Below are 23,519 nucleotides of genomic sequence, written 5' to 3'. Positions count from 1 at the left end.
CCGCGTGCCCCGCCACCTGACGGCCCGCGGCCGTCTCTCGCTCCTGCTCACCGGCCTGGTCCTGGTCGCCGGGCTGGTCATCACCGCTCTCACCTATCTGCTGACGCGGCACCACCTCGGGCGCCGGGCGACCTATACGCGGTTCACCGCGGGGACGGCGACCTGCCCTCCGTTCCCCCTCTCCCCGAGCAGGCCCTCGCGGCCGGTGACCGCATGGTGGAGCTGACGCTGTCCACGCTCCTCACCCAGGCGGCCATCGCACTCGCCGTGGTCACGCTGGTGGCCGCCGTCCTCGGCCGGTGGCTGGCCGGGCGCATCCTGCGGCCGGTCCGCACGATCGCGGCGACCGCGCAGCGCCTGTCGGCCGACAACCTGTCCGAACGCGTCGAGGTCACCGCGCCCGTGGACGAGCTGGCGGCCCTGGCCACGACCGTGAACGGGATGCTGGACCGCATCCAGCAGGGCGTGCACGCCCAGCGCCTGTTCACCGCCAATGCGGCCCACGAGCTGCGCACCCCGCTCGCCACGATCCGCACCGCCGTCGACGTCACACTCGACGGCCGCCCCGGCCGGGACGACCTGATCACCATGGCCCACGACGTGCGGGACGCCGCGGCGCGCTGCCGGCTCACCCTGGACGGCCTCCTCCTGCTGGCCCGCGTGCAGTCCGGAACGGAGTGCCCCGACCGCCCGGCGGACCTGGCCGCCCTCGCCGCCGAGGCCCTGGACGGCGCACGCCCCGGCATCGCGGAACTCGCCCTGACGGTGGACACCGACCTGCGCCCGGCCCCGGTCACCGGGCAGCCCGTCCTGCTGGAGCGGATGGTGGGCAACGTCATCGGCAACGCGGCACGCCACAACCACTCCGGCGGCCGGGTCACGGTCGCCACCGGCACGACCGGCGACGGCCACTGCCGCCTGCGCGTCGTCAACACCGGCCCCGTCATCGCCCCGGCCGCGGCCGATCAGCTCCTCGAGCCCTTCGTCCGCGGTGACGGCGCGCGTCTGCACGACGGAACGGGCTCCGGCCTCGGACTGTCCATCGTCCGTGCCGTCGTCACCGCGCACCGCGGGACGCTGCGCCTGACGCCGCTGCCCGGCGGCGGCCTGGACGTCATCGTCCTCCTGCCGGCGGCCGCCGCACCCGCCCCGCGGCGCTGAGGCACGCTCCTCGCGCACGGCGGGGGTCAACTCGCCGCCCCGGCGCATACGGTGTCGGCATGACGGTGCTGTACGAGTGGCGTGGCGCGTTCGCGAACGACGAGGTGGAGGACCTGCACGCCGAGGGTTTCGGCCATCCTCCGGCGCCGGACTACGACTGGCGCGGGCAGGTGGAACGCTTCAGCCTCGGGTGGGTGTGCGCCCGGCGCGTGGCGGACGGCGCGCTCGTCGGCTTCGTCAACGTCGCCTGGGACGGGTGCACGCACGCGTTCGTCCTCGACACCGTCGTGGAGAAGACGCTGCGCCGCGGGGGCGTGGGGCGCGAACTGGTGGCGGTCGCGGTGGAACGCGCGCGGGAGGCCGGCTGCAGCTGGCTGCACGTCGACTTCGAGGACGACCTGTGCCCGTTCTACCTGGACTCCTGCGGCTTCCGCCCGACACCCGCGGGGCTGATCCGGCTCTGAGGCCGCGTCAGCCGGCGAGCCCCGCGCGCCGCGCGAAGGCGAGGGCGGCGTCGAGGGACGGCGGCTCCTTCGGGGTGAACGCGGCCAGCAGCGTCCGTATCGCCTCGTGGTCCACCGCGCCGGTCGCCGCGCGGTCCAGGAACGCCAGGACGGTTGCCGACGCGTCGTCACCGCCGCCCGCCACGTCCCACAGCTCCTCGGCGACCTCGGCGTCGTCGCCGACCCAGCCGGCGGACAGTTCGAGGCCGTCGTCCGGCAGGTCGTCGGGGTAGGGGGCACGCGACCAGGTGTCGTCGTCGCACCAGTAGACGTAGCCGAGTTCGCCCGCGGCCTGGCGCGGCCGGAGGTCGCCGAGCGGCAGCCAGGCGGGGGCGCCGGCGAGGAAGTCCACCGGCTCGGCGCGCCGGTGGCCGTGGCTGCCGTCGGCGTCCTGCCCGCGGAAGACGGCGCGGCCGGGACCGTGCAGGGTGAGCGTCCACCAGTAACTGCCGCCGGGGTGGGTGCAGTCGAGACGGTCCTCGGAGACCTCGTACGTGTCGGCGCCGATGCCCGCGCCCGCGAGGAGGCCCAGGGTGGCGGCGCGCGCCCACAGGCGGCGCGGCCGGCTGAGATCGCCGGGCTGGCCCGGCCGGTGCACCCTCGGTGCCATTGGTGCTTCCCCGTTCGGTAGCGCGTAGAACAACGGCCGCACCCTAGTACGTCGTTCCCGGCACACCAACACTGGCCGGTACTCGTCCCCCTGTTCCGCCCTCGATGGGCGGAACTTGGGGCGAAACCGTGCGGGAACGTTGCCGGGGACCGCCCCGGCGCCGGACACTTGCGCCAGGTGCCGAACGGGGACAAGGGGTGCGCTTCCGCATGACGGCTGACACGGCGGGGACTCTGGGTGAGGCCCTCGACACCTTTCCGACCGACCAGCGGCGGTGCGCCCGCACGGCCGCGGTGCTGCTGGCACTCGGCGCGGCGGGGGTGGCGGCCGGGCTGCCGCTGCTCCTGTGGTGGTTCGCCGACGACAGGACCGGCTCGAACGTGGCCGCCGGCGCGCCGCTCGGGCTCGGCGCCCTGTGTCTCGCCTGCGGGGTCTCGCGGGCCGTGTGGGCGTGGCGGATGCGCGGCGAGGTGTTCGTCGTGCACCGGGGCGGCCTCGCGCGGCGGGCGGCCCGCGGCGGGCGGGCCGTGCCGTGGACGGACGTCCTGGCCGTGGAGGACGCCGGCTCGCCGGTGCCGGGGCTGCGGTTCCTCGGCACCGACGTGCTGTGCCGCGTCCGGCTGCGGGACGGCGGCACCCTCCTCGTCACCGGTTTCACGCGGGACGCGGAGCGCCTGTCGCGCGCCCTGCGGGACGCGGTGGGCGGGCGCCGGATCCCGTAGGCGTCAGATCCCGTAGGCGTCGGCGATCAGGTCGTAGCTGCGGAGGCGCGCGGCGGCGCTGTGGGCGTTCGTCGTGATCATCAGCTCGTCCGCGCCGGTGCGCCGCACGAGCGCGTCGAGCCCGGCCCGCACCGCGTCGGGGGTGCCGTGGACGACGTTCGACAGCCAGCCGTCGGCGACCTCCTCCTCCATCGGCGTCCAGGGGTACGCCTCGGCCTCCTCCGGCGTGGGCACGAGGCCCGCGCGGCCGGTGCGCAGCCGCACCATGGACAGCGCGCCCGTCCTGACCTGGCGGTATGCCTCGCGCTCGTCGTCGGCGGCCAGCGCCGAGACACCGATCAGGGCGTACGGGGCGTCCAGCACGGCGGACGGGCGGAACGCGCTCCGGTACAGCTCGAGGGCGGGGATGGTGTTGGCGGCCGAGAAGTGGTTGGCGAAGGCGAACGGCAGGCCCAGGCGCGCAGCCAGCTCGGCGCTGAAACCGGACGAGCCGAGCAGCCACACCGGCGGGCGGTGCGGGGACTGCACGCCGCCCTCGGCGCTGCCCTGCACGGGGCCGGGCACTGCGTGGATCCGCGCGTACGGGTGCGCGTCCGGGTAGTCGTCGTCCAGGAACCGCACCAGTTCGGCCACCTGGCTCGGGAACTCGTCGGGACCGTCCGTACGGCCGCGGCGCAGGGCCGCCGCCGTACCGCCGTCCGTGCCGGGGGCGCGGCCGAGGCCCAGGTCGATCCGGCCGGGCGCCAGCGCCTCCAGCGTGCCGAACTGCTCCGCCACGACGAGCGGCGCGTGGTTCGGCAGCATGACGCCGCCGGAGCCGAGGCGTATGCGTTCGGTCCGCGCGGTGAGGTGGCCGAGGATCACGGCCGGTGAGGAGCTGGCGACACCGGGCATCGAGTGGTGCTCCGCCACCCAGAACCGGTGGTAGCCCCGGCGCTCGGCGAGCCGCGCCAGCTCGGTCGTGGTGCTCAGGGCCGCCGACGCGGTCGTGCCGCTGCCCACGGTGGCCAGGTCGAGCACGGACAGGGGGACGGGGGCGCTGCCCCGGGCCGTACCCCTGATTCCGTCCGGTCCGCCGGCTGTGTCGGTGCCATCGGCCATGCTCGTGCGCCCTCCTGATCGGTCCGCTGCTGGTGGTCCACGGGATGCGTGTCCCTCCAGGGGCCAACCAGGAGCGGCGGACGAACATTCCGCCGGGCCGCTACGGAAGGTAGCGCTCGACGGCCTTGGGGCCTTCCCGTTCCAGGGTGCGCCGGGCCTCCTCGATCAGTTCGGGCGTGGGTTCCCGCCCGCTGAGCCGCACCAGGTCCTCGGGATCGACGGGCCTGTCGGCGCCGCTGTGCAGCAGCCGGTCCGGCGTGGGCGGCTCCTGGGGCCGCTTGGAGTTGTCGGGCATGTCGGACATGACGTCACCTCCCTGTCTGCCAGCGTATGCCCTGCCCGGCGGCCCCGCACACGGCCGGGATCCCCGCCCGGGCGCGACCCGCGGACCGGGTGCCGGGCGGGGATCCCGTACCGCCCGGCGGCGCGCGGGTGGCATCCTGGCGGCGTGGCTGATCAGGGGATCACGGTGGTGCTCGCGCCCCGGCTGCGGCATTTCCTGCCGGCCGGCCGGCGCGTGGAGCGGCTGCCCGTCACGACGGACGGCACCTCGTCCCTCGGGCACGTCGTGGAGTCGCTCGGGGTGCCGCTGACCGAGGTGGGCCGGCTGCTGGCGGACGGCCGCGAGGTGCCGGCCGCGCACGTGCCCGCGGCGGGCGAGACGGTCGAGGTACGGCCGGTGGACCGCCCGCAGCGGGTGCCGGGGGCTCCGCTGCGCTTCCTGCTGGACGTGCACCTCGGGACCCTGGCACGCCGCCTGCGCCTGCTGGGCGTGGACGCCGCCTACACGACCCCCGACCCCGGGGACGCCGCGCTGGCCGCCCGGTCGGCCGCGGAGCGGCGCGTACTGCTGTCGCGCGACCGGGGGCTGCTGCGCCGCCGCGAGCTGTGGGCCGGCGCGCACGTGGACCACACCCGGCCCGACGACCAGTTGCGGGAGGTCCTGGAGCGCTTCCGCCCGCGCCTCGCGCCGTGGACACGCTGCACGGCCTGCAACGGACCGCTGCGCCCCGCCGACAAGGAGTCGGTCGGCGCCCGCCTGGAGCAGGGCACGCGCAGCACGTACGACGTGTTCGCCGAGTGCCCGGCGTGCGGCCGGATCTACTGGCGCGGCGCCCACCACACCCGCCTGGCGGCCATCGTCGACGAGGCACTCCACGACTTCGGCGACACCGCACCGGACACGCCCGCCTGACGCGCTCCCCGCGCCGCCAGCGGAAGCCGCCCGACCGCGCGCGGCCACGACGCGGACGAGCCGGCACGGAACTCCCGCCGAGCGCCGGCACACCACCGGTCCCGCCCGTGCCGTCCGACTCAGAGGCTCCCCCCGTCCTCCGGCAGCGTGGCGACGAGCGCGTACCGCTCGTCGTCGACCGGGCCGCCCCACAGGTCGGGGTCGTCGGCCAGCGGCTCCACGCATATCGTCTCCGCCCACGGACGCAGCACGTCGGTCAGCGTCTCGGCGCCGACGCCGTCCCCCCACGGCAGCCCGGCCGCCTCCGGGACGTAGGGGCGCGCGCCGGCCGGCTGCCGCCAGCGGCCCTCGACCAGCACCAGACGGCCGCCCGGCCGCGTCAGCGCGCACCAGGCGCGCAGGGCCGCGTGCGGATCGGGCAGCGTCCACAGCAGGTGCCGCGCCAGGACCGCGCCGAACCGCCGCCCGCCCACCGGCGGCCCGGCCGCGTCCCCCGTGAGGAACTCCGTCCGCTCCGCGAGACCGGCCCTCCCGGCCTTCTCCCGCGCCGCCGCCACCATCGCCGGCGCCAGGTCGACGCCCGTCACCCGGTGCCCGGCGCCGGCCAGCAGGACGGACAACGACCCCGTGCCGCAGCCTGCGTCCAGCACGTCACCGGCGGACGCGGGCACCCACCGCGCGAGCCGCGCGGCCCACGCCCGCCGGACCCGGTCGTCCCGCAGGCCGTGGTCCGGCTCCTCGTCGAACCGCGCCGCCGCGCGGCCCCAGTACGCGGCGATCGCCGCCCCTCGCTCGTCCATGACCACATGCTCGCACCCGCCACTGACAGTGACGACCGGACGCCCGGCGGGGCCGCCGGCACAGGTCAGGAGTGGTCCATCGCGATCACGCCCGTCGTGCCGGGCAGGAGGGCGCGGAAGACGTGCGGGGCGTCCCCGGGGTAGGCGAGGTAGTCGCCGGGGCCGAGTTCAACGGGCTCGTCGGCCGGGCCTGCCTCGGCGCGGCCCGAACCGATGACGAGGTGCTCGACCGTCCCCGGCTGGTGCGGTTCCGAGTGGTGGGTGTCGCCGGGCTCGGCCGCGATCCGGTAGATGTCGCGGCGCACGTGGGGCGGAGCCGCTGCCAGCAGGGTGGCGCTGTAGTCGGCGTCGTCCGCGTGGTGGGGTGTGCCCTCGTCGGCGCGGACGAGACGCACGGCGGCGCCCGGCGGGTCGACGAGGCGGCTGAACGGGACGCCGAGCGCGCCCGCCAGTGCCCACAGCGTCTCGACGCTCGGGTTGCCGCCGCCCGACTCGAGCTGGGACAGCGTGGACTTCGCGAGCCCGGCACGCCGTGCCAGTTCGGTGAGGGTGATGCCGGCCCGCGTCCGTTCGCGGCGGAGCGCGGCCGCGATCGTCTCGTTCAGGTGGACGGATTCCATGGCCGTGGCCGCCTCCGCTCGTTCGCTGTGGACGCCCGGACGTTCGCCTTGACGAACGCGAGGGCGATGATGTTCACTGTAACGGACAGACGTTCACCACACCGAACGGGGTGGTCGTGATGAAGCACGCCGGAATCCTGGGTCACAGCGCAGAGGGCGCGGTCCTGTGCCTGCGGGCCTTCTGCGCCGACGGGATCGCCGCCCTGGGGGCGAACGAGCACCCCCGCGTCAGTCTGGACATGATCCCGCTCGCCCGGTCGATGCCGGCCTGGGAGGCGGGCGACCACGCTGCGGTCAGAGCGGTCCTCGCGGAGAGCGCCGAGGCCCTGGCGCGGGCGGGAGCGGATTTCTTCCTCTGCCCCGACAACACGGCGCACCTCGCGCTCGATCTGCCGGGGCTGCCCGGACTCCCGCTGCCGGGTCTGCATCTGCCCCGCCTGGTCGCCGAGCGTGCCGCGCGGGACGGGCACCGGCGGATCGGCGTCCTCGGCACCCGCTGGACGATGGAGGGGCCGCTCTACCGTGACGCGTTCGGAGCGCTGGGGATGACGGCGGAGATACCGGTCGCGGAGGACAGGAAGCTGATCGACGGCGTCATCTGGGAGGAGCTGCTGCACGGCAGATTCACGGACAGCGCCCGCGCGCGGTACCTCGGCGTCATCGAACGCCTGGCCGCCCGGGGCTGCGACGCGGTGGCTCTCGTCTGCACCGAGATACCGCTGCTCATCACGCCGGCCGACTCCCCCCTGCCCGTCCTGGACTCGACCCGGCTCGGCGCCGAGGCGGCATTCGAGGTGGCGGCGGGGCGGCGTCCGCTGCCGGACTGGCGGGGCGGCCCGCACCAGCGGTGAGACGGGGCGGCGAGCGCGGGAAGGAGACGCCGGGCGGGAGGACTGCACATCGAGCACGGGGACACGGCCCGCACGAGCAGAAGGGAGGAGCGAGGAGGGAGAGGAGACGGAGAGCGCGGGAGGCGCGGAAGGAAGAAGGAAGGGGGTGCCTCCGGCAGGCGGGAAGGCGCGGCCCGGCGGGGTGATCGGCGTGCCGCCCAGGACGGTACGGGCGCCCCGGACGGCACCGGCCGCGTGTCAGGCGCCGCAGCCGCCGGTCGCGGCGCGGTCCACCACACCGAGGAAAGCCGACCACGAACCGACGGCGAACCCCAGCCGCGGACCGGCAGGCACCTTGGAGTCCCGCACGGCCAGGAGATCCCGGCCCGGGGACATCACCTCCACGCAGGCGCCATTGCCCGCGGAATACGAGGACTTCGTCCACGTGCGCGTGGCCGCTCGCTGGATTGCCATGGTCTGCTCCCGGAGTACACGTCGGTAGTAACGCGGGAGACCGTACTCGTCACCCTCGGCACACCCCGGATGCCTTCACCCGACCGGATGGAGCGTTTCCGGTTTCCGGGCCGACCGTCCCCAGGGCATGTATGCTCCGCCCCGACTCCCCTTCCCCCTGCCCGGCTAACCCCCGTATTCCTCGGCCACCTTGATGATGAAGGCGCGGCTCTGCTCCGGGCTCAGCGCCTGCGCCCGGAGGTGCTCGTACATGACGCTGTAGTACTGCACGTCATGCGGCTTCTCCAGGTAGAGGTCACTCGTGCCGCCCTCCAGATAGATGGCCGTCGAATCCGTCGCCTCAGGGAACTCCAGCACCGCGTACTGCCCGTTCACGCCCGGGTGTGCGCCGGCGCTGAACGGGAGGATCTGCAGCGTCACGTTCGGGAGGCGGGAGCACTCCACGAGCCGGTTCATCTGCTCGGCCATGACCGAGGTGCCGCCGACCAGACGGCGCAGCACCGCCTCGTCCACGACCGCCCACAGGCGCAGCGGGTTCTTGTCGTCCCACACACGCTGCTGACGCCGCAGCCGCACCTGCACCCGGCTGTCGATCTCCTCGTCGGTCACCTCGGGGAGCGCGCCGGCGATCAGCGCCTCGGCGTAGGCGGGTGTCTGGAAGAGCCCCGGGATGACCTGCGGTTCGTAGACGCGCAGGGAGGAGGCGTCCGTCTCCAGACCGATGTAGACGCTGTAGGAGGTGGAGAGTTCGGCGAAGGCGTGCCACCACCCCTGCTGGCGGGACTCCCTGGCCATCTGCATCAGGGAGTCGATCAGCCGCTTGTCCTCCACGCCGTAGACGCCGCACAGGTCCCGGACGTCCCGCGGGCTGATGCTGCGCCGGCCGTTCTCCAGCCGGCTGATCTTGGACTGGGAGACGAGGAGGCGGTCCGCGACTTCCTCCGCCGTCATGTTCCGGTCCTCCCGGAGACGCCGTAATTCCTGGCCGAGCCGGCGTCGCCGGACAGTGGGATTGACATTGCCCGCCACGGACTTGCACCTCCGTCGGTCAGCGATCATGAACTGTCGCTCCCCAGCAGACTGCCATCTCCGACGGCACCACCGCAGGGTCTTGGCGACAGACTGACGACCGAGGGTACTCATGCGCAAGCGCGGGGTGGGGCGGTGGTCCGCATGGACGGTCCTCCGCTCCACCCCGCGCTCGCCCGCGGCTCCCGGGTGGTCCGTGCGCCGGCGGTCGTCCGGCGGCTGCCGCTGGTGGCGCGGAGCACGCCGGCACCTACCGATCGCGCGTGTGTGCGTCGGGCTAATGCGACAACGAGGGGCGTACCGGGACCCGCGCCACCGCCCTGCGCATGGCCTGGTCCGGCCCTGCCGACGGCCCGACCACCGCCATGGCGCCGGCGGCGGGTTTCCGCCCCGTCTTGCGCGGCGCCGCGCCGGCCGGCTGGACGCCCCGCTGCCGTGCGGCCGCCTGGCCGGCGACACCGTTCTGCACGTCCATGACGGCGTGGGCGACGAGCCCGCCCATCGGGTCGTGCCGGATGAGGTCACGCAGCCTGGACCGGGACGACCGTCCCTCGTTGCCCGGATAGAGGTGCTTGCCGAGGCCCACGGCGTGTGCGAGGGCCGCGAGCGCCGCGGTCCGCGGGTCCGGTGGTGTCCCGGTGCGGATCGCCGTGTCGAGACGCGCCCTGATCTGCCGGCTGACCGCGGTGTCCGTCGCCTGGTACCGGGTCGTCGGAAGGACGCCGCACATCTGGTTCTCCACCGCGTGCACCATGCCGCAGCGCTCCAGATGCGTGAGGTAGGTTTGGCGAAGTCCCAATCTGGGTCCGCCGATCCAGTGGACGGCCCGCACCGGGCTGCCGCGCCTGCGCAGCAGTTCCAGAGCGGAGTCCAGGGTGGGATCTCCGGTCGGCCGTGCCAGTATCACGGCTATTCGGTCCCCATCTGGGGCTATTCGTCCCGCCAGGGCCAGCTCGACGAGCTGCGCCCCGGCAAGGCCGAGGTCGAGCGACTGGGGCTGCGCTGTGGTGCCCGTGGCCGGGTCCAGAGCCAGCAGCAGCAGCTCCTCCGGAATGGTTCTACGACTCCTGCCCATCCATGCCTCCCCGCGTGGATGAAAGACAGGGTGACGCCTCTCACATTGTTCTGTCGAGAGGACGTGGTCGCTATGGGTGGGAACCCGTAGATATGTCGTAGTCGTCCTTGAGGGTGGACGGCCGGATTCGGCCGCCCCGGACGCGTCGTACCGCGGTGAGCGGGACCCGGCAGACTGGTAAGGGCCGCAGGGCAGTGGGAACGACGCGGCGCGAACGACTTGTGGGAGGCATGGGTGTCGGGCAGGTCCCCGGACATTTCGGAGCGGGAGCGGGACGAGGAGTCATCGGAGGAGACGCCGCGGGGTGGGGGAAAAGTTCCCCAGGACGGCGGAGTTCCCGGGGGCGAGGACGGCGCTGGCGGCGGCGGTGCGGAGGAGAACGCCGCGGCGGGCGACGGGAAGAGCGGCACGTCACCGGTCCGTGACCCTCGGCTGCCGGCCGACCCGCCGGCCGCCGTGCCCGCCGGGCAGGACGCGGACGGCGGGGATGACGGCGCTGACGGCGCTGACGGCGCTGACGGCGACGGGGAAGCCGCCGCCGGCGCCGGCGATTCCCCCGACGGCGCGGCGGACGTCGCCGGAGCCGACGGCGACAGCGCCGAGGACGGTTCCGGCGGGGTCGGGGCCGCGACCGCCGGCGCGGACAAGGACAGCACTTCGGACAACGCCGCCGGCACCGGCACGGCGGAGGCGGACCCGGCCACCGCGGCCGACGGGAACGACACCCCGGAGCGCGCGGCCGAGGACGACGCGGACGAGGACGAGGCGGACCGGGAGGGGACCGACCGGGCCGAGGACGGGGCGGACGAGGACGGGGCGGACGAGGACGGGGCGGACGAGGACGCCGCGGCCTCCCGCACCCCGGACAGCCCGGAAGACACCGACACCCCGGAGGACACGGACAAGGCGGACCGGGCCGCCGAGGACGGCGTGGACGAGGGCGACAGCGCCGCGAACTCCGCCGGCCCCGACAGCCCGGTCGACGCGGACGGTCCGGACGACGCGGAACCGGCGGCGGGGAAGCGGACCGACCAGGCCACGGCCATGCTCCGCCTGCCCCCCGAGGCCGCCGACGCGCAGCCCGCGGACGCGCCGGAGACCGGCGACGCCCCGCGGCCGGACGGCGCCGCGTCCGCCGCGAAACCGGCCGGCAAGCCGGTGGACCAGGCGACGACCGCCCTGCGCCTGCCCTCCGACACGCCGGGCGACCCGGCACCCGCCGCACCCCCGGCCGGGAAGGAGGGCGACCGGACGACCACGCACCTGCGGCTCCCCCCGACCGCTCCTCCCACGGCGCCGCCCGCATCGCCCGGGGCCAAGCCGTCCAGCACCTACGTGCCGCTGAAGTCCCCGGCCGAGACCCCGGCCCCGGCGAGCGACGCCCCCCGGGACCCGCTGGAACTCCTGGCCTCCCTCACCAACCGTCCCGCGCCACCGCCCACCCCCTGCGGACGACCCTGCGGCGCGTCAAGATATGGACGCCGGTCGTCGTCTTCCTCCTGATCGTCTTCGCGGTCGCGCAGACCCTGCGCCCGCTGCCTGAGCCGTCGCTGCACCTGACGGCCGAGGAGACGTTCACGTTCGAGGGCGACAGCCCGTCGGCGCCGTGGCCCGCGAGCGGTCAGGCGCAGCTCGAAGTGCCGGGCGTCGGCTCGTTCGGCTCCTCGGGCGAGCAGGAGCCCGTCCCCATAGCCTCGGTCGCGAAGGTGATGACGGCCTACATCCTCCTGCGCGACCACCCGATCACGGACGACGAGGGCCGCGGCGAGACGATCCCCGTGGACCAGCAGGCCGAGGACGACAGCGCCCTCAGCGCGCAGAACGAGTCGACCGTCGAAGTGTCGGCGGGTGACGAGATCTCCGAGTACGAGGCCGTGCAGGCCCTGCTCATCGCGTCCGCGAACAACGTCGCCCGCCTCGTGGCCCGCTGGGACGCCGGCTCCGAGGAGGCGTTCGTCGACAAGATGAACGAGACGGCCCGTGAGCTCGGCATGGACAACACGACCTACACGGACCCGAGCGGCCTTGAGGAGAGCACCGTCAGCACGGCCGCCGACCAGGTCGTCCTGGGACAGGCCGCCATGGAGAACGACGTCTTCCGCGAGGTCGCCCGCCAGCCGTCCTACGTCGACCAGTACGGCGACGAGCACGGCAACTGGAACTACCTCGTCCCCATGAACAACGTCGTCGGCATCAAGACCGGCACGACCACCGCGGCCGGCGGCAACCTGCTGTTCGCCGTGCAGCAGCCGGTCGGTGACGAGGTGCGGCTCATCGTCGGCGCGGTGCTCGCCCAGCCGCCGGACCCGTCCGACAACTCGATCCTCACCGGCGCGCTCAACGCCAGTGACACCCTGATCCGCTGGGCGCAGGAGCAGTTGCGGGCCGAGACGGTGCTGGCCGAGGGGGATGTCGTCGGGTACGTGGACGACGGTTTCGGCAGCCGGACGCCGGTCGCCGTGGCCGAGGACGTCACGGCGGTCGGCTGGGACGGCGTGAGCGTCGACATCACCCTGGAGGAGGGCGACGGCGGGGTCCCGAACAGCGCCGCCGCCGGCACGGAGGTCGGCACGCTGACCGTCGCGGGCACCGAGGTGCCGCTCGTGCTCACCGAGGACCTGGCGGAGCCCGGGTTCACCGAGAAGCTGACGCGCGTGGCCTGATCCCCGCGCACCGCCCCCGGTGTTCCGGACACGGCGCGTCCGAACGGGACGCCGGGGGCTGCCGAGGTCCGCGCGGCGCGCTACAGTCGTCCTCCCCGTGGCAGGTCAGGCCGCGGATTCGAGAACAACGGCGCTTGGGTGTGCGACAACTGTGGCTCGGTCACCGCAGGACGAAGCGGCGTGGCGGGATCTGGATCCCGCCACGCGCGAACGGCTGGACTTCCTCGACCCGGAGGACTTCACCGTGGGTCCGACCCCGGAGGGCGCGGCGCAGTGGGCGCGTTTCACCGCCACTCTCGACAAGGCGGAGCAGTACCGGACCCCGATGTGAGCGCCGTTCACGGGCAGGTGTCGAGCAGGTGCGTGAGGCTGTCGTGTTCGGCCGCCGTGACGGTCAGGCCGTACGTGTCCTTCACGGCGGTCCAGGCGCGCGCGTAGTCGCAGTGGAACGTCTCCCCGGGCGGCAGCCAGTCCTCGGGTCCCTGGTCGCCCTTGGAGCGGTTGCTCGCGGCGCTGACGGCGAGCAGTTGCGGATGGTCCAGGTCGTTGGCGAACGTCTCGCGTTCCTCGTCGGTCCACTCGTCCGCGCCGGAGCGCCAGGCGTTCGCGAGGGGGACGATGTGGTCGATGTCGAGGTCACCCGGGTCGGTGAACGTCTCCCCGTCGTAGGCGCTGGTCCATGTGCCCGACTGCGGCTGGCATTCGTCGTCCGCCGTCACGTCCGCGCCGTCGCGCGCGAGGACGAGCTGCCGCACGGTGCAGCCGTCGCGCGTCGCCCAGTGGGGGAAGCGGTCGCGGGAGTAGCCGCTCATGGAGCCCGCGTCGGCGACGGTGAGTCCGGCGAGCAGGTCGCGGGCCTCGTCGGAGCTGGGCAGGCCGGGGAGCGCGGTCGCTCGCTCCCCCCCGTCGCCGTCCGGTGCCGGCGCGGTGGTCGCCCGGTCGGACGGGACGGGATCGGTCGTCGTCGGGACCTGGTCGCAGGCGGCGAGCGGCAGCAGGACGGCGGCCACGGCGAGCGCCGCCGACCGTCCCCGCCGCGCGGTCGCGCGGGGCTGGGTGTGGGAGTCGATCACCCCACGCACGGTATTACGAGCTGCTGAAACCGTAACCGTCTGGGCGCTCTTGCTGATGAACAGTCCGACGAAAGGTGACACAGCATGAGCATCACACGGCATGCCCGCCGTTCGAGGGGCGCCGCCCGGTGGTCCGTTCTGGCGCTCGCGGTCGGTACCGCGGCGCTGGGCGGGGCCGACACGGCGTCGGCGGACGAGCACTACAGCGGGCAGACGACGATCGGTCCGCGGTTCGCCCTGATCGGCACCGGCCAGATCGACGACCCGCTGGAGGACGTGCTGGAGCACGCGACGGTGCTCGGCAGCACGACGATGACGGAGTCGGAGGCGGCGGAGCCCGTGGAGCCGGCCGAGGCGGCGGATCCGGCGGACACGTCCGAACCCGCCGCCTGATCCGGCGCCGCGCCGTCAGGCGCCGGGCAGGAAGTCGCGCACCAGCTTGGCGAACTCCCCCGGCTGCTCGAAGAACGGCCCGTGCCCGGTGTCGAGTTCCGCGTACTGCGCGCCGCGGATCGCCGCGTGGAGGGCGCGGCTGTGCTCCACCGGCACGGTCGCGTCCTGCGTGCAGCCGATGACGAGCGTGCGCGCCCGGACGCGCCGCAGGAGGTGCCGGACGTCCATGCGTTCGTCGAGATCGACGTGGCGCATGGCGCCGGGGGTGGGCGGCATGGCGGCGACGAGGCAGTCGATCTCCGCCGGCCGCAGGGTGTTGAGGAAGGTCCGGCTGAAGCCGGTCATCATGACGCAGCGGCCGAACGCCTCGGGGTCCGTCTTCCCGAGGAGCCGCCACAGGGCGAACTCGTTGGCGAGGTAGGCGTCGTCGGCCGTGCAGGCCCAGCCGGCGACGGTGACGAGGGTGTCCACCAGGTCGGGGCGGAGCGCGGCGAGGGCGATGGCGGCGGGGGCGCCGAGCGAGAAGCCGAGGACGGTGACGGGGCCGCCGGCCGTCCCGTGCCGGCCCGCCGCGTCCTCGATGACGGCGGCGAGGTGCCCGGCGAGCCGTTCGACGGTGAGGGGTTCCCCGTCGTCGGTGGTGCGTCCGGCGCCCGGCAGGTCGGGCGCGATGACGGTTCTGCGGTCGGTGAACGCCGGGGTGAGGGCTCCCCAGGTGCCCTCGGCGCCGAGCGGCCCGGTGCCGTGCACGAGGACCAGGGCGGGGCCGGTGCCGGCGACGGTGTAGTGGACCCGGGCATTCCCCGCGGTGACGAACGGCATAGGTCTCTCCCTTCCCCGCAAGCGATGATGGCCGCTGCGGGGGTGGGACCGCACGCGGGGCGGCGGCCGGTCAGTCCGGGAGCGGCCCGAGGAGGGCGTCGATGAGGGCGGTACGGGCGTCCTCGGCCCCGCCGCCGTCCGCCGGCGGGGGGAGCACGGGACGGAGGCCGATCTGCCCGTGGAGGCCGGTCCACAGCAGGTGGGCGAGTGTGTCGGGGTCCTGGGGACGGTCCAGGTGGTCGGCGAGGAAGCGGGCGGCCGCGTCCCGCCACGTATCGAACACGTGCCGCGCGGGGTGCCCCGGGGGCAGTTCCTTTGACGACCGGCCCCGCTCGAAGAGGAGCATGAGCCGGTAGTGCCGGGGCCGGCGTGCCGCGAACCGTCCGTAGGCCCCGGCCATCGCGCCGAGCCGGCCCCGGCTGTCGCCGTCCGGTACGCCGCGCCCGGCCGCGTCGAGTTCGGCGGCGAGGGCGGCCCAGGCCCCGGCGACGACCTCGCGGACGATCTGTGTCCGGTCGGCGAAGTGCCGGTAGATGCTGGGCGCGGCGACGCCGGTCTCGCGGGCGATGGCCCGCAGCGAGAGGTCGTCCTCGGTGCCGGCGCCGGCCTCGATCAGCCGCGATGCGGCCTGGAGGATCTCCTCGCGCAGCCGGCCGCCCTGGCCCCACTGGTTGGGTACGCGGGTGCGGGGCTCGGTCGCGTCCCTCGGCGGCGCCATGCGGCGGTGCTCCTCTCGTGGCGCCGGCGCGGGTACCGGCGGTTCGGCTCGGGAACAGTGTGCCGGACGGTGTACGGGGTGGTGCCCCACCTTGCACAACATCCGTTAGCCGACTCACCTCACGCGTGTTAGCTTCCAAGGGCGGTCCCCGCCGCCGGGGCGCGACGCGGCCCGCGGTGTCCGTACCCGGTCGCGTCCCGCGGCCGTGACCGACCCGACCGCCGGGAGGTGCCGCCGCCGTGGCAGGAGCCGAGGAGGAGCCGAGGCCGCCGATCATCCGCACCCTCGCGGGCGGTCTGTGGTTCCCGATGCTCTTCTTCTTCGGCTTCCTGTTCTGCTACATGCTGCCGTTCCACGCGCCTGCGCCGCACGACGTACGGGTCGCCGTCTCGGGCACCGAGGCCGCGGAGGCCGTCGCCGCGGGCTTCGAGGACCTGGCGCCCGGCAATTACGAGATCGTGCCCGCCGACACCGCCGCCGACGCCCGGCGCGCCGTCCTCGACCGGGACGTCGTCGCCGCGTACACGGTCGAGGGCGACGACGCCACGCTGCACCTCGCCAAGGCCGACGGCGCGTCCCTCGAACAGGTGCTGACCGCGACGTTCGGCCAGACCGCCGCCGCGGCCGGCCAGGACTTCCACACGAACGAGCTGGTCCCGACGGCCCCGGGCGACGTCACCGGGACCGGCCTGTTCTACCTCGCGATGGTGTGGAACATCGTCCCGTACATCACCGTGATGATGCTGCTGCGGGCCGTGGCCCTCAGCCGCACCGCCAAGCTGCTGACGCTCGCCGGCGTGGGCGCGTTCGTCAGCGTCGTCGGTTTCTTCGTGGGCCTGGCGATGGACGTGGTGCCGTTCGAGCCGCTGGCGATCCTGTACGCGTTCCTCACGACGCAGGCGATCGCGTGGGTGACGTTCGGGCTCGTGCCGTTCGTGCGGCAGTTCATCCCCGGGGTGGCGATCACGCTGTTCGTCCTGCTGTCGATCCCGTCCAGCGGCGGCGCCATTCCGTACCAGATGGTGCCCGGATTCTTCCGTTTCCTGCACCCGATCATGCCGCTGGGCAACCTGATCGACGCGCTCCACGGCGTCTTCTACTTCGACGGCAAGGAAGTCCTGCGCCCCACGCTCGTGCTGTGCGCGTGGTTCGCCGCCGGCATCGCCCTGAACGTCGCCGGAGCGGTCCTGCAGCGCCGCCGCGCCCGCGGCGCGGAGACCGAGGCCACGGCCGACGAGCCCTCCGCGACCACGCCGGAGGACCCGATCCTGGAGGCGCCGAAGCCCCGTGCCGTCCCCATCGACAGCGCCGGCCGCCTCGGCGAGGACACCCCGATGGTCGTCGGCAAGGTCTGCCGGGACGGCGGCGAGCCCGTGCCGGAGGCGCTGCTGTCCGTCATCGACGGCCACGGCCACGCGCTGCTGCGCACGAGGACCGACGAGCGCGGCCGGTACGCCGTGACCGCGCTGCCGGAGGAGCACGTGACCCTGCTGCTCCTCCCGGACGGCGGCACACCGGCCGTCGCGCACGTCCTCCCGTGCGCCGGCCACACGCTGCGGCAGGACTTCTCGCTCGCGGAGTGCGCGGAGCGCAGCACCCCCTGACCGGCGCACATGCGGACCCGCGCGCCCGGTGCCAGCATGGAGGGGTGAGTGTCCAGCGGAAGACCTCCGATCCCGGCCACCCGCTCGCCGAGTACCGGCGCAAGCGGGACTTCGGCCGTACCGGCGAACCGCACGGCGGCAGCGGCGACGGGGGCGACCCCCGGTTCGTCGTCCAGATCCACGACGCCACCCGCATGCACTTCGACTTCCGCCTCGAAGCCGACGGCGTGCTGAAGTCGTGGGCCGTGCCGAAGGGTCCGTCCACCGACCCGCACGACAGGCGGCTCGCCATGCCGACGGAGGACCACCCGCTGGACTACCGCGACTTCGAGGGCACCATCGCCAAGGGCCAGTACGGCGCGGGCACCGTGATCATCTGGGACGAGGGCACCTGGCACCAGCAGAAGGGCTCGTCCGTCGCCGACGCCCTCGCACGGGGCCACCTCTCGTTCGCGCTGCGCGGCCGCAAACTCCGCGGCGGGTACGCCCTCACGCGCTTCCGGCAGGGCGGCGACGAGGCGTGGCTGCTCATCAAGCGGGACGACGCGCACGCGTCGGACCACGGGACGCCCGACCCGCGCCGCGCCCGCTCGGCGCGGACGGGCCGTACGCTGCGGCAGGTCGAGACGTCCGGCTGACCGTGCCGGGACACGGGGCCGGTCAGTCCTCGTCCTTCTCCCTGGCCTCCAGTTTCCGGTCGGCCCAGTCGTTGTTCCAGGCGCCGATCTCCTCCCTGGCCACGGGGAGGTTGAGCATGGCGGCGTGCAGCACGCCGTCGCTGCCGGTGTTGTCGTGCTGCGACCTGATGCCGACCACGGCGCTGGAGACGAGGTCCTCGGTCATCCGGCGGGTCGGTGTCGTCGTCGCGTGCCCGAGGACCTCGCCGAACTTCCCGAAGTCCCGCCAGGCGCCGCCCTCGTCGCGCCACGAGTAGACCTTGAAGAGGTGGGCGAGCGAGTCCGGCATGGTGACGGTGTCGTGGCCGTAGGCGGTCAGCATGCCGTCCCCGAGTGCCGCCGCCACCTGGTCGAGGCGTTCCGAGGCCGTGGGGTCGAGGCCGAGGTCGTCGCGCTTCTGCAGGATCGCGCCGAGGTCGACGAACGCCTCGCCGCCGCCGACCGCCTCGTAGAACGCGTCGAGATACGCGTAGTCCTCGAGACGCACCCCGGCGAGGTCGCGGCCCCGGTCCACGATCGACCGGAGCTGGGCCATGCTGTCGAGGAGGCGGGCGACGTCGACGCTCGCCGGGTCGTCCGCGGCCCTGGCCAGCTCCTCCCTGACGACTCCCGCGACGTAGGCGGCGTTCCCCTCGGTGGTCCACAGGCCGAGGGGGCCGTCGGCCACGTCGTAGCCGCCGGCGGCGAGTTCGGAGGCGCGCCAGGTCATGCGGCGGCGGTAGGAGTCGATGGTGTCGCCGATGTCGCCGGCGATGACGCGCGCGTCGTTGACGGCGAGCCGCAGGTTGCGGCTGCGGATGGAGTCCGCCATGCCTTCCGGCATGTCGATCCGGCAGACCGCCATGTCCCATTCGAGACCGGCGGCCTTGATGCGGCGCTGGATGACGGGGTGGAGGCCCTCCTCGCCGTTGAGGAGGTCGTCCACGGCAGAGCGGGTGTCCACGGCGTCCGCCATCGCGGCTCGGAGCACCTCCACGACGTCGTAGAGGCCGTTGTCCTCGCCGCCCGCGAGGTCGCGTTCGGTCTCCTCCAGACGGTCCTCGGCGTCGGCGAACGACAGGCCGTTCGAGCCGCCGGCCGATCCGGCGGCGACGCTGGCCCGTCGCGAGAGTCCCGCGGCGTCGTCGGTCTCCCGGGCGGCCTTGGCGTAGACGACGGCGTTCTCGGCCATGTGGTCCGGGTCGATCTCCTGGAGGAACGCCGGTCCCGTCTCCCACGCGTCCGGCCCGCCCTCCGCGGCGAGGGCGCTGCGGACGTCCTGTTCGGTGAACCCCTGGTACTGCTCCATCACGCCCCCGGTGCGGCCGTCCGTACTCCACCGCATGGTAGGCGGAACTCCGGTGTCCGGGGGAGGCCGTACCGGGCGTCACGACTCCCCGGCACGGGCGCGCGCGGCTCCGGTGAGGACGAGCAGGCCGCCGATCCCCGGGATGAACGCGCGCGGGCGGAGGCCCGGCAGGGCGGTGCCGGGCGTCAGCCAGGTGAGGGCGAGCACGGCGAGGTACGCGGTGCCGTGCAGCGGGCCGCACAGCGACGAGACGGCGTCGGCGTGGACCGTGCTCAGGTTGATCAGCAGCACGGCCAGAGTCAGGACCTCCGCGTGGGCCGCGAGGCGGAGGGATGCCGTTCCGGTCACGGTCAGGCTCCCGTCGTCGAGCCGGGGCGCACGATCATCAGCACGACGACGGTGGCCCACAGCAGGTTGAAGATCCCCGTGACCATGGCCAGCCGCGCCGCCTCCGCCCGGACGCCCGGCGCGGCCAGCAGCCGCCGCTGGCCGGGCAGTATCGCGCTCAGCAGCAGCACGGCGGCCAGCGCCGTGATGACGACCGAGGCGAGCAGCCAGGCGTCGGTGAGGACCCCCATCCGGGCGCCGGTGGCGACGCCGAAGGCGGGTACGGCGACGCCGAGCACGGTGTAGGCGCGGCAGACCCGGTGCAGGTGGGCGGCCGTCTCCGGCGCGGCACCGGCCGGTTCGCGCACGTAGCGGGGGAAGGCGGATGCGGCCACGGCGACCGGCCCGATGGCCAGGATCGCCGCGAGGACATGGACCGACAGCAGCAGCTTGGTCATGGGAACCCCGTCTCGACGCGACAACAAGTAGGCTGCCAATACATAGCACGCCTAGGCCGCCAACCGATAGGCAGCCTACATATCAGGACGGCGACCGCCACCCGCGCGCCCCGGCGGCCGGGGCGGGGGACCTCACTCCCCCGGCGTCCAGGGCGCGGAGAGCAGGTCCGCCACGCTGCGGCGGCCACGGCCCTCCGGCGGGCCACCGAGCGCCCTGCCCACCGCGATCATGGAGACGATCGCCCAACCGGGCCTCGGATCCAGCTCCTTCGTGAGCCCTTCCATGTCGAAGGCCCGGAACTGGTGCGCGGCCAGCCCCATGGCCTGCGCCTGAACGGTCATGTGGGCGACGGCCTGGCCGAGATCGTGGTCCGCGAACTCGGAGTACAGCAGTCCCGTGTCATCGACGTGGCGGCGTGTGAGTGTGACGACGAGCAGGCCCGCGTCCGTCGCCCAGCGGGCCGAGCTGGGCGCGAGGTGGGGCAGCACCCGACCGTGATCCGGCTCGCCCCGTCTGCCGGTGAAGAAGCCCCACGGCTGGGAGTTCCCGGCGGACGGCGCCCACCGTGCGGCCTCCAGCAGCAGGCCGAGAGCGCGATCGCCGACCACCGCCGACGGATCGAACCGGTAAGGGCTGAAGCGCCCGGCGAGCAGGGGGTGTATGCCGCTGGGCAGTTCCTCGGGATCGCGCACGTCCCGCAGCAACCGGCGACCGCGATCACCTATTCCGCTCCTAGACTGGACGCGTGGCACCCACGAGCACCCCGCACCACTGCTTCTCGTAGCCGGAAGGCAATGAGGGCGACGCCGGACGGCATCGCCCTCCTCGGCGTGCCTGCCACCTGATCCCCCCCTCGGGCGCCGCCCGTTCCCCATGCGCGTGTGCAGGCACGGTTCCTCACCCTTCCGCCTGCCAGGAGTGCGCTGTGCCCGTGTTGCTGACCCCTGCCCTCGAACGATCCATCGACCTGCTGCGCTGCCCGACGTGCCGCGCCCACCCCCTGCGCCCCGGGAACGGCGCCCTGCGCTGCCCGGCCGGTCACAGCTTCGACGTCGCCCGCCACGGCTACGTCGGCCTCCTGACCGGCACCCGCGCCACCAGCGGCGACGACGCGCCCATGGTCCGCGCCAGGGAACGGTTCCTGGCCACCGGCGCGTTCGCCCCGATCGGCCGGACGGTGGCGCGCCTGGTGGCCGACGCCGCGTGCGAGCGGAGCACGGTGGTGGACGCCGGCTGCGGCACCGGTCACTACATGAGCGGCGTGCTCGACCGGCTGCCCCACGCCCGTGCCCTCGGCCTGGACACGTCGGTGCGCGCGCTCCGCTCGGCCGCCCGTGCCCACGCGCGGGCAGCCGCCGCGTCCTGGGACGTCTTCCGCCCCTTCCCCCTGGCCGACGGGTCGGCGGACGTCGTGCTGAACGTATTCGCACCGCGCAACCCGGCCGAGTTCCGTCGCGTGCTCCGCCCGTCCGGCCGGCTGGTCGTGGTGCGCCCGACCGGACGCCACCTCGCCGAACTGCGCGACCGCGTCCCCGCGATGGTCGCGGTGGACCCGGCCAAGGAACAACGCCTGCACCGGGCGCTCGCCCCCTTCTTCGAGCCCGCCGTCACCGAACGCGTGGAGTACGCCCTGCCTTTGAGCGGCCCGGACGCGCGGGACCTGGTGGCGATGACACCGAGCGCACGCCACGTGGACCGCGCCGACCTGCCCGACGACACCCTCCTCCCCGGCCGGGTGACCGTCTCGGTCCTGGCGACCGCGTACCTGCCCCGGTGAGCACGGGCGCGCGCGGGCGTCAGGGAGCGGTGGCCGGGGACGACCGCGGCACGGTTCCGCGCGCGGGCGTCGTCGTCGGACGTCTCGTCCAGGAGCATGCGGTTGATCTGGGGGGGCGGCGAAGCTCCACAGGACGAGCGCGAAGAGCGTGACGAGCCACTCCTGGATGACGGCCGTGTGCGCCGGGTCGGGGCACAGCACCCGCACGATCTCCTGGTAGTGGGCGCGGCGGCCCGCCGATACCGAACGCCGCCTGGCCGAGGCGGGATCCGGCCTGCCGCTCGGCCGCTACAGAACGGCGGAGGAGGTGGGCGCGGCAGCCCTGTTCCTGATGGCCAACCCCTACGTCACGGGCGCGACCGTCCCCCTGGACGGCGGCCAGTCACTCGCCTGACAGCCGACCTGAACGAGTGCTGCCGCGCACGGGGCGGCAGCACTCGCGCTCAGGACCGCAACAGGTGATCGGCCTTGCCCGCCTTGATGTCAAGGATCATCGCTCGCAGGGCATCCAAGCTGTCGACGAGGTAGCGCCCTTCCTCACCATTGACCGCGATGTAGCCATTGCCCTCAGCATCCGTGCCGATGCGGAAACAGTTGCTCGCGTCCTGGCAGAAGGGTTCTTCCCAAGCGATGTCGGGCACGGTGTGATCCTTTCAGAGCTGCTGCGAGATGCCGTGCATCAAGTCAACGGTTGCCTCGGGCGTAAGCGCAATCCCCTGCATCTCACTGAGCTGCAGGCGGTACTTGCACAACTGCGCCTCGGAATGCACGAACTCCCCCGCTGTCGTCCGGTCCAAGTGCACCGTGTCGAGCTGGGGCACCCGGCCGAGCGCATACAGGATCGCCTGGCCGGAGCCGGGGAAGGCGCCGGCCGAGAACGGGATGGCCTGAATCGTCACGTTCTCCCGTTCAGCAGCGGCCATCAGATGCGCGAGCTGTTGCCGTAGAACCTTGCGCCCGCCTACTTCGATCCGCAGCGCGGCCTCGTGGATCACCAGCGTGTAGGGCGGCGCTTCCGCCCTGTCGATCGCCCGCTGCCGCTGCACCCGGTGAGCAAGTCGTGCTTCGAACTCATCGGCGGGCAGCGGCGGGATGGCGGCCTGAAACAGAGCCCGCGCATACGCCTCGGTCTGGAACTGGCCAGGCATGTGCATCATCGTGCTGACCCGCAGGCCGACGGCTCGCCACTCCAACTCTGCGATGTCCAGGAAGGTCGCGGGCAGAACGTCCCGGTACTCCTCCCACCACCCGCTCGTGCCATCCGCACACATGGCGACCAGAGCATCGACCAATGCCTGATCAGTGCACTCGTACTGGAAGGCCATGCGCCGCACACGGGCCGGGCTGACGCCATGGCGACCCGCCTCCGTGCTCGTGATGACAGTCCGCTTGGTGTCGAGCAGTGCCGCAGCCTGTTCCGTGGACAGTCCCGCCGCCTCTCGCAGTTTGCGCAGTTCCGCACCCAAACGCTGCTGGAGCGCAGTCGGACTACTTCTCGGCGGCATGGTCCCCTCGCTTCTCCCGCGACAGTGTGGCGCCCGGGAAGGGCTCCCGGTAGTCGATCACACGGTATCGGTAGCACATGTACCCCCAACTGT

30 protein-coding genes and 1 pseudogene are annotated in these 23,519 nt (G+C 73.7%); 14 read left to right on the top strand and 17 right to left on the bottom strand.

Going from position 1 to position 23,519, the window contains the following annotated elements:
• The first annotated feature begins 4 nt into the window (after window positions 1–4).
• From EMA09_RS28665 to EMA09_RS18290, 3 genes are read left to right on the top strand one after another with little or no spacing between them, the layout of a single operon-like run.
• Window positions 5–226, top strand: coding sequence for a hypothetical protein (locus EMA09_RS28665; protein WP_206305964.1), 222 nt, complete (start codon window positions 5–7; stop codon window positions 224–226).
• On the top strand, window positions 214–1,161 hold the full coding sequence (locus tag EMA09_RS18295) for a HAMP domain-containing sensor histidine kinase (protein WP_206305963.1): 948 nt from the start codon (window positions 214–216) through the stop codon (window positions 1,159–1,161). Before EMA09_RS28665 ends, EMA09_RS18295 begins: the two co-directional genes overlap by 13 nt.
• A gap of 59 nt (window positions 1,162–1,220) precedes the next feature.
• A complete protein-coding gene (locus EMA09_RS18290) occupies window positions 1,221–1,625 on the top strand; it encodes a GNAT family N-acetyltransferase (protein ID WP_129842089.1) in 405 nt (134 codons plus the stop codon).
• A gap of 7 nt (window positions 1,626–1,632) precedes the next feature.
• Here EMA09_RS18290 and EMA09_RS18285 read toward each other — a convergent pair whose 3' ends face one another.
• Entirely contained in the window at window positions 1,633–2,274 is a 642-nt protein-coding gene (locus EMA09_RS18285) for a hypothetical protein (RefSeq protein WP_129842088.1), read from the bottom strand.
• A 209-nt stretch (window positions 2,275–2,483) separates the two neighbouring features.
• Between EMA09_RS18285 and EMA09_RS18280 the strand changes: the two genes are divergently transcribed.
• Complete coding sequence (locus EMA09_RS18280) at window positions 2,484–2,996, top strand: PH domain-containing protein (protein ID WP_129842087.1); 513 nt, start codon at window positions 2,484–2,486, stop codon at window positions 2,994–2,996.
• Window positions 2,997–2,999: 3 nt separating this feature from the next.
• Here EMA09_RS18280 and EMA09_RS18275 read toward each other — a convergent pair whose 3' ends face one another.
• Together EMA09_RS18275 and EMA09_RS18270 are read right to left on the bottom strand one after the other, a co-directional pair.
• A complete protein-coding gene (locus tag EMA09_RS18275) occupies window positions 3,000–4,097 on the bottom strand; it encodes an LLM class flavin-dependent oxidoreductase (protein ID WP_129842086.1) in 1,098 nt (365 codons plus the stop codon).
• A gap of 100 nt (window positions 4,098–4,197) precedes the next feature.
• The gene (locus EMA09_RS18270; RefSeq protein ID WP_129842085.1) at window positions 4,198–4,401 is read right to left on the bottom strand and encodes a hypothetical protein; all 204 of its coding nucleotides are present in this window, start codon (window positions 4,399–4,401) and stop codon (window positions 4,198–4,200) included.
• Window positions 4,402–4,545: 144 nt separating this feature from the next.
• On the opposite strand from EMA09_RS18270, the gene EMA09_RS18265 reads away from it, so the two are divergent.
• Window positions 4,546–5,292 (top strand): Mut7-C RNAse domain-containing protein, encoded by a 747-nt coding sequence (locus EMA09_RS18265; protein ID WP_129842084.1) that lies wholly within the window; start codon window positions 4,546–4,548, stop codon window positions 5,290–5,292.
• Window positions 5,293–5,411: 119 nt separating this feature from the next.
• Here EMA09_RS18265 and EMA09_RS18260 read toward each other — a convergent pair whose 3' ends face one another.
• Window positions 5,412–6,092, bottom strand: coding sequence for a class I SAM-dependent methyltransferase (locus EMA09_RS18260; protein ID WP_129842083.1), 681 nt, complete (start codon window positions 6,090–6,092; stop codon window positions 5,412–5,414).
• A 65-nt stretch (window positions 6,093–6,157) separates the two neighbouring features.
• Entirely contained in the window at window positions 6,158–6,712 is a 555-nt protein-coding gene (locus tag EMA09_RS18255; protein WP_129842082.1) for an XRE family transcriptional regulator, read from the bottom strand.
• A gap of 119 nt (window positions 6,713–6,831) precedes the next feature.
• Between EMA09_RS18255 and EMA09_RS18250 the strand changes: the two genes are divergently transcribed.
• Window positions 6,832–7,563, top strand: coding sequence for an amino acid racemase (locus EMA09_RS18250; RefSeq protein WP_129842081.1), 732 nt, complete (start codon window positions 6,832–6,834; stop codon window positions 7,561–7,563).
• A gap of 237 nt (window positions 7,564–7,800) precedes the next feature.
• On the opposite strand, the gene EMA09_RS18245 is transcribed toward EMA09_RS18250, so the two are convergent.
• The 3 genes from EMA09_RS18245 to EMA09_RS18235 form a co-directional block, all read right to left on the bottom strand.
• Window positions 7,801–8,016 (bottom strand): DUF397 domain-containing protein, encoded by a 216-nt coding sequence (locus tag EMA09_RS18245; protein ID WP_129842080.1) that lies wholly within the window; start codon window positions 8,014–8,016, stop codon window positions 7,801–7,803.
• 165 nt (window positions 8,017–8,181) lie between these two features.
• Complete coding sequence (locus EMA09_RS18240; RefSeq protein WP_129844116.1) at window positions 8,182–9,045, bottom strand: helix-turn-helix transcriptional regulator; 864 nt, start codon at window positions 9,043–9,045, stop codon at window positions 8,182–8,184.
• A gap of 277 nt (window positions 9,046–9,322) precedes the next feature.
• Window positions 9,323–10,120: a GPP34 family phosphoprotein gene (locus EMA09_RS18235; RefSeq protein WP_240796460.1), complete on the bottom strand. Its 798-nt coding sequence runs from the start codon at window positions 10,118–10,120 to the stop codon at window positions 9,323–9,325.
• Between the two features lie 456 nt (window positions 10,121–10,576).
• On the opposite strand from EMA09_RS18235, the gene EMA09_RS29035 reads away from it, so the two are divergent.
• The 3 genes from EMA09_RS29035 to EMA09_RS18225 all read left to right on the top strand — a co-directional run bounded on the left by EMA09_RS29035 (window position 10,577) and on the right by EMA09_RS18225 (window position 13,114).
• Window positions 10,577–11,623 carry a hypothetical protein gene (locus EMA09_RS29035; RefSeq protein WP_240796459.1) on the top strand — a complete coding sequence of 349 codons (1,047 nt, stop codon included), beginning with the start codon at window positions 10,577–10,579 and terminating at the stop codon, window positions 11,621–11,623.
• A 134-nt stretch (window positions 11,624–11,757) separates the two neighbouring features.
• On the top strand, window positions 11,758–12,783 hold the full coding sequence (locus EMA09_RS29030) for a D-alanyl-D-alanine carboxypeptidase (protein ID WP_240796458.1): 1,026 nt from the start codon (window positions 11,758–11,760) through the stop codon (window positions 12,781–12,783).
• A 151-nt stretch (window positions 12,784–12,934) separates the two neighbouring features.
• Window positions 12,935–13,114 (top strand): hypothetical protein, encoded by a 180-nt coding sequence (locus EMA09_RS18225; RefSeq protein ID WP_129842079.1) that lies wholly within the window; start codon window positions 12,935–12,937, stop codon window positions 13,112–13,114.
• A 7-nt stretch (window positions 13,115–13,121) separates the two neighbouring features.
• Here EMA09_RS18225 and EMA09_RS18220 read toward each other — a convergent pair whose 3' ends face one another.
• Window positions 13,122–13,856, bottom strand: coding sequence for an HNH endonuclease family protein (locus EMA09_RS18220; RefSeq protein WP_240796457.1), 735 nt, complete (start codon window positions 13,854–13,856; stop codon window positions 13,122–13,124).
• An 84-nt stretch (window positions 13,857–13,940) separates the two neighbouring features.
• Between EMA09_RS18220 and EMA09_RS18215 the strand changes: the two genes are divergently transcribed.
• Window positions 13,941–14,249 carry a hypothetical protein gene (locus EMA09_RS18215; protein WP_129842077.1) on the top strand — a complete coding sequence of 103 codons (309 nt, stop codon included), beginning with the start codon at window positions 13,941–13,943 and terminating at the stop codon, window positions 14,247–14,249.
• A 15-nt stretch (window positions 14,250–14,264) separates the two neighbouring features.
• Here the strand turns inward: EMA09_RS18215 and EMA09_RS18210 are convergent, their stop codons facing one another.
• On the bottom strand, window positions 14,265–15,071 hold the full coding sequence (locus EMA09_RS18210; RefSeq protein WP_129842076.1) for an alpha/beta hydrolase: 807 nt from the start codon (window positions 15,069–15,071) through the stop codon (window positions 14,265–14,267).
• A 70-nt stretch (window positions 15,072–15,141) separates the two neighbouring features.
• Entirely contained in the window at window positions 15,142–15,789 is a 648-nt protein-coding gene (locus tag EMA09_RS18205) for a TetR/AcrR family transcriptional regulator (protein WP_168220758.1), read from the bottom strand.
• Window positions 15,790–16,028: 239 nt separating this feature from the next.
• Between EMA09_RS18205 and EMA09_RS18200 the strand changes: the two genes are divergently transcribed.
• Both EMA09_RS18200 and EMA09_RS18195 read left to right on the top strand, forming a co-directional pair.
• A complete protein-coding gene (locus EMA09_RS18200) occupies window positions 16,029–17,393 on the top strand; it encodes a hypothetical protein (RefSeq protein WP_129842074.1) in 1,365 nt (454 codons plus the stop codon).
• 44 nt (window positions 17,394–17,437) lie between these two features.
• Window positions 17,438–18,031 carry a DNA polymerase ligase N-terminal domain-containing protein gene (locus tag EMA09_RS18195; protein WP_129842073.1) on the top strand — a complete coding sequence of 198 codons (594 nt, stop codon included), beginning with the start codon at window positions 17,438–17,440 and terminating at the stop codon, window positions 18,029–18,031.
• A gap of 22 nt (window positions 18,032–18,053) precedes the next feature.
• Here the strand turns inward: EMA09_RS18195 and EMA09_RS18190 are convergent, their stop codons facing one another.
• From EMA09_RS18190 to EMA09_RS18175, 4 genes are all read right to left on the bottom strand, one after another.
• Window positions 18,054–19,394: a hypothetical protein gene (locus EMA09_RS18190; protein WP_129842072.1), complete on the bottom strand. Its 1,341-nt coding sequence runs from the start codon at window positions 19,392–19,394 to the stop codon at window positions 18,054–18,056.
• A gap of 42 nt (window positions 19,395–19,436) precedes the next feature.
• Complete coding sequence (locus EMA09_RS18185) at window positions 19,437–19,706, bottom strand: hypothetical protein (protein ID WP_129842071.1); 270 nt, start codon at window positions 19,704–19,706, stop codon at window positions 19,437–19,439.
• Between the two features lie 2 nt (window positions 19,707–19,708).
• Complete coding sequence (locus EMA09_RS18180; protein ID WP_129842070.1) at window positions 19,709–20,143, bottom strand: hypothetical protein; 435 nt, start codon at window positions 20,141–20,143, stop codon at window positions 19,709–19,711.
• Window positions 20,144–20,275: 132 nt separating this feature from the next.
• On the bottom strand, window positions 20,276–20,836 hold the full coding sequence (locus EMA09_RS18175) for a nitroreductase family protein (RefSeq protein WP_129842069.1): 561 nt from the start codon (window positions 20,834–20,836) through the stop codon (window positions 20,276–20,278).
• Window positions 20,837–21,069: 233 nt separating this feature from the next.
• Between EMA09_RS18175 and EMA09_RS18170 the strand changes: the two genes are divergently transcribed.
• Both EMA09_RS18170 and EMA09_RS18165 read left to right on the top strand, forming a co-directional pair.
• The gene (locus EMA09_RS18170) at window positions 21,070–21,921 is read left to right on the top strand and encodes a methyltransferase domain-containing protein (RefSeq protein WP_206305962.1); all 852 of its coding nucleotides are present in this window, start codon (window positions 21,070–21,072) and stop codon (window positions 21,919–21,921) included.
• 247 nt (window positions 21,922–22,168) lie between these two features.
• Window positions 22,169–22,315: pseudogene (locus EMA09_RS18165) on the top strand (SDR family oxidoreductase); the annotation flags it as partial.
• A gap of 49 nt (window positions 22,316–22,364) precedes the next feature.
• On the opposite strand, the gene EMA09_RS18160 reads toward EMA09_RS18165, so the two are convergent.
• Window positions 22,365–22,562 (bottom strand): hypothetical protein, encoded by a 198-nt coding sequence (locus EMA09_RS18160; RefSeq protein ID WP_129842067.1) that lies wholly within the window; start codon window positions 22,560–22,562, stop codon window positions 22,365–22,367.
• Between the two features lie 12 nt (window positions 22,563–22,574).
• Window positions 22,575–23,426, bottom strand: coding sequence for a helix-turn-helix transcriptional regulator (locus EMA09_RS18155; RefSeq protein ID WP_129842066.1), 852 nt, complete (start codon window positions 23,424–23,426; stop codon window positions 22,575–22,577).
• Between the last annotated feature and the right edge of the window lie 93 nt (window positions 23,427–23,519).

This window comes from Streptomyces sp. RFCAC02 (assembly GCF_004193175.1).
Lineage (GTDB): Bacteria > Actinomycetota > Actinomycetes > Streptomycetales > Streptomycetaceae > Streptomyces.
The sequence above is the reverse complement of the archived record's forward strand: the minus strand, read 5'-3'. Positions and strand labels throughout refer to the sequence as shown.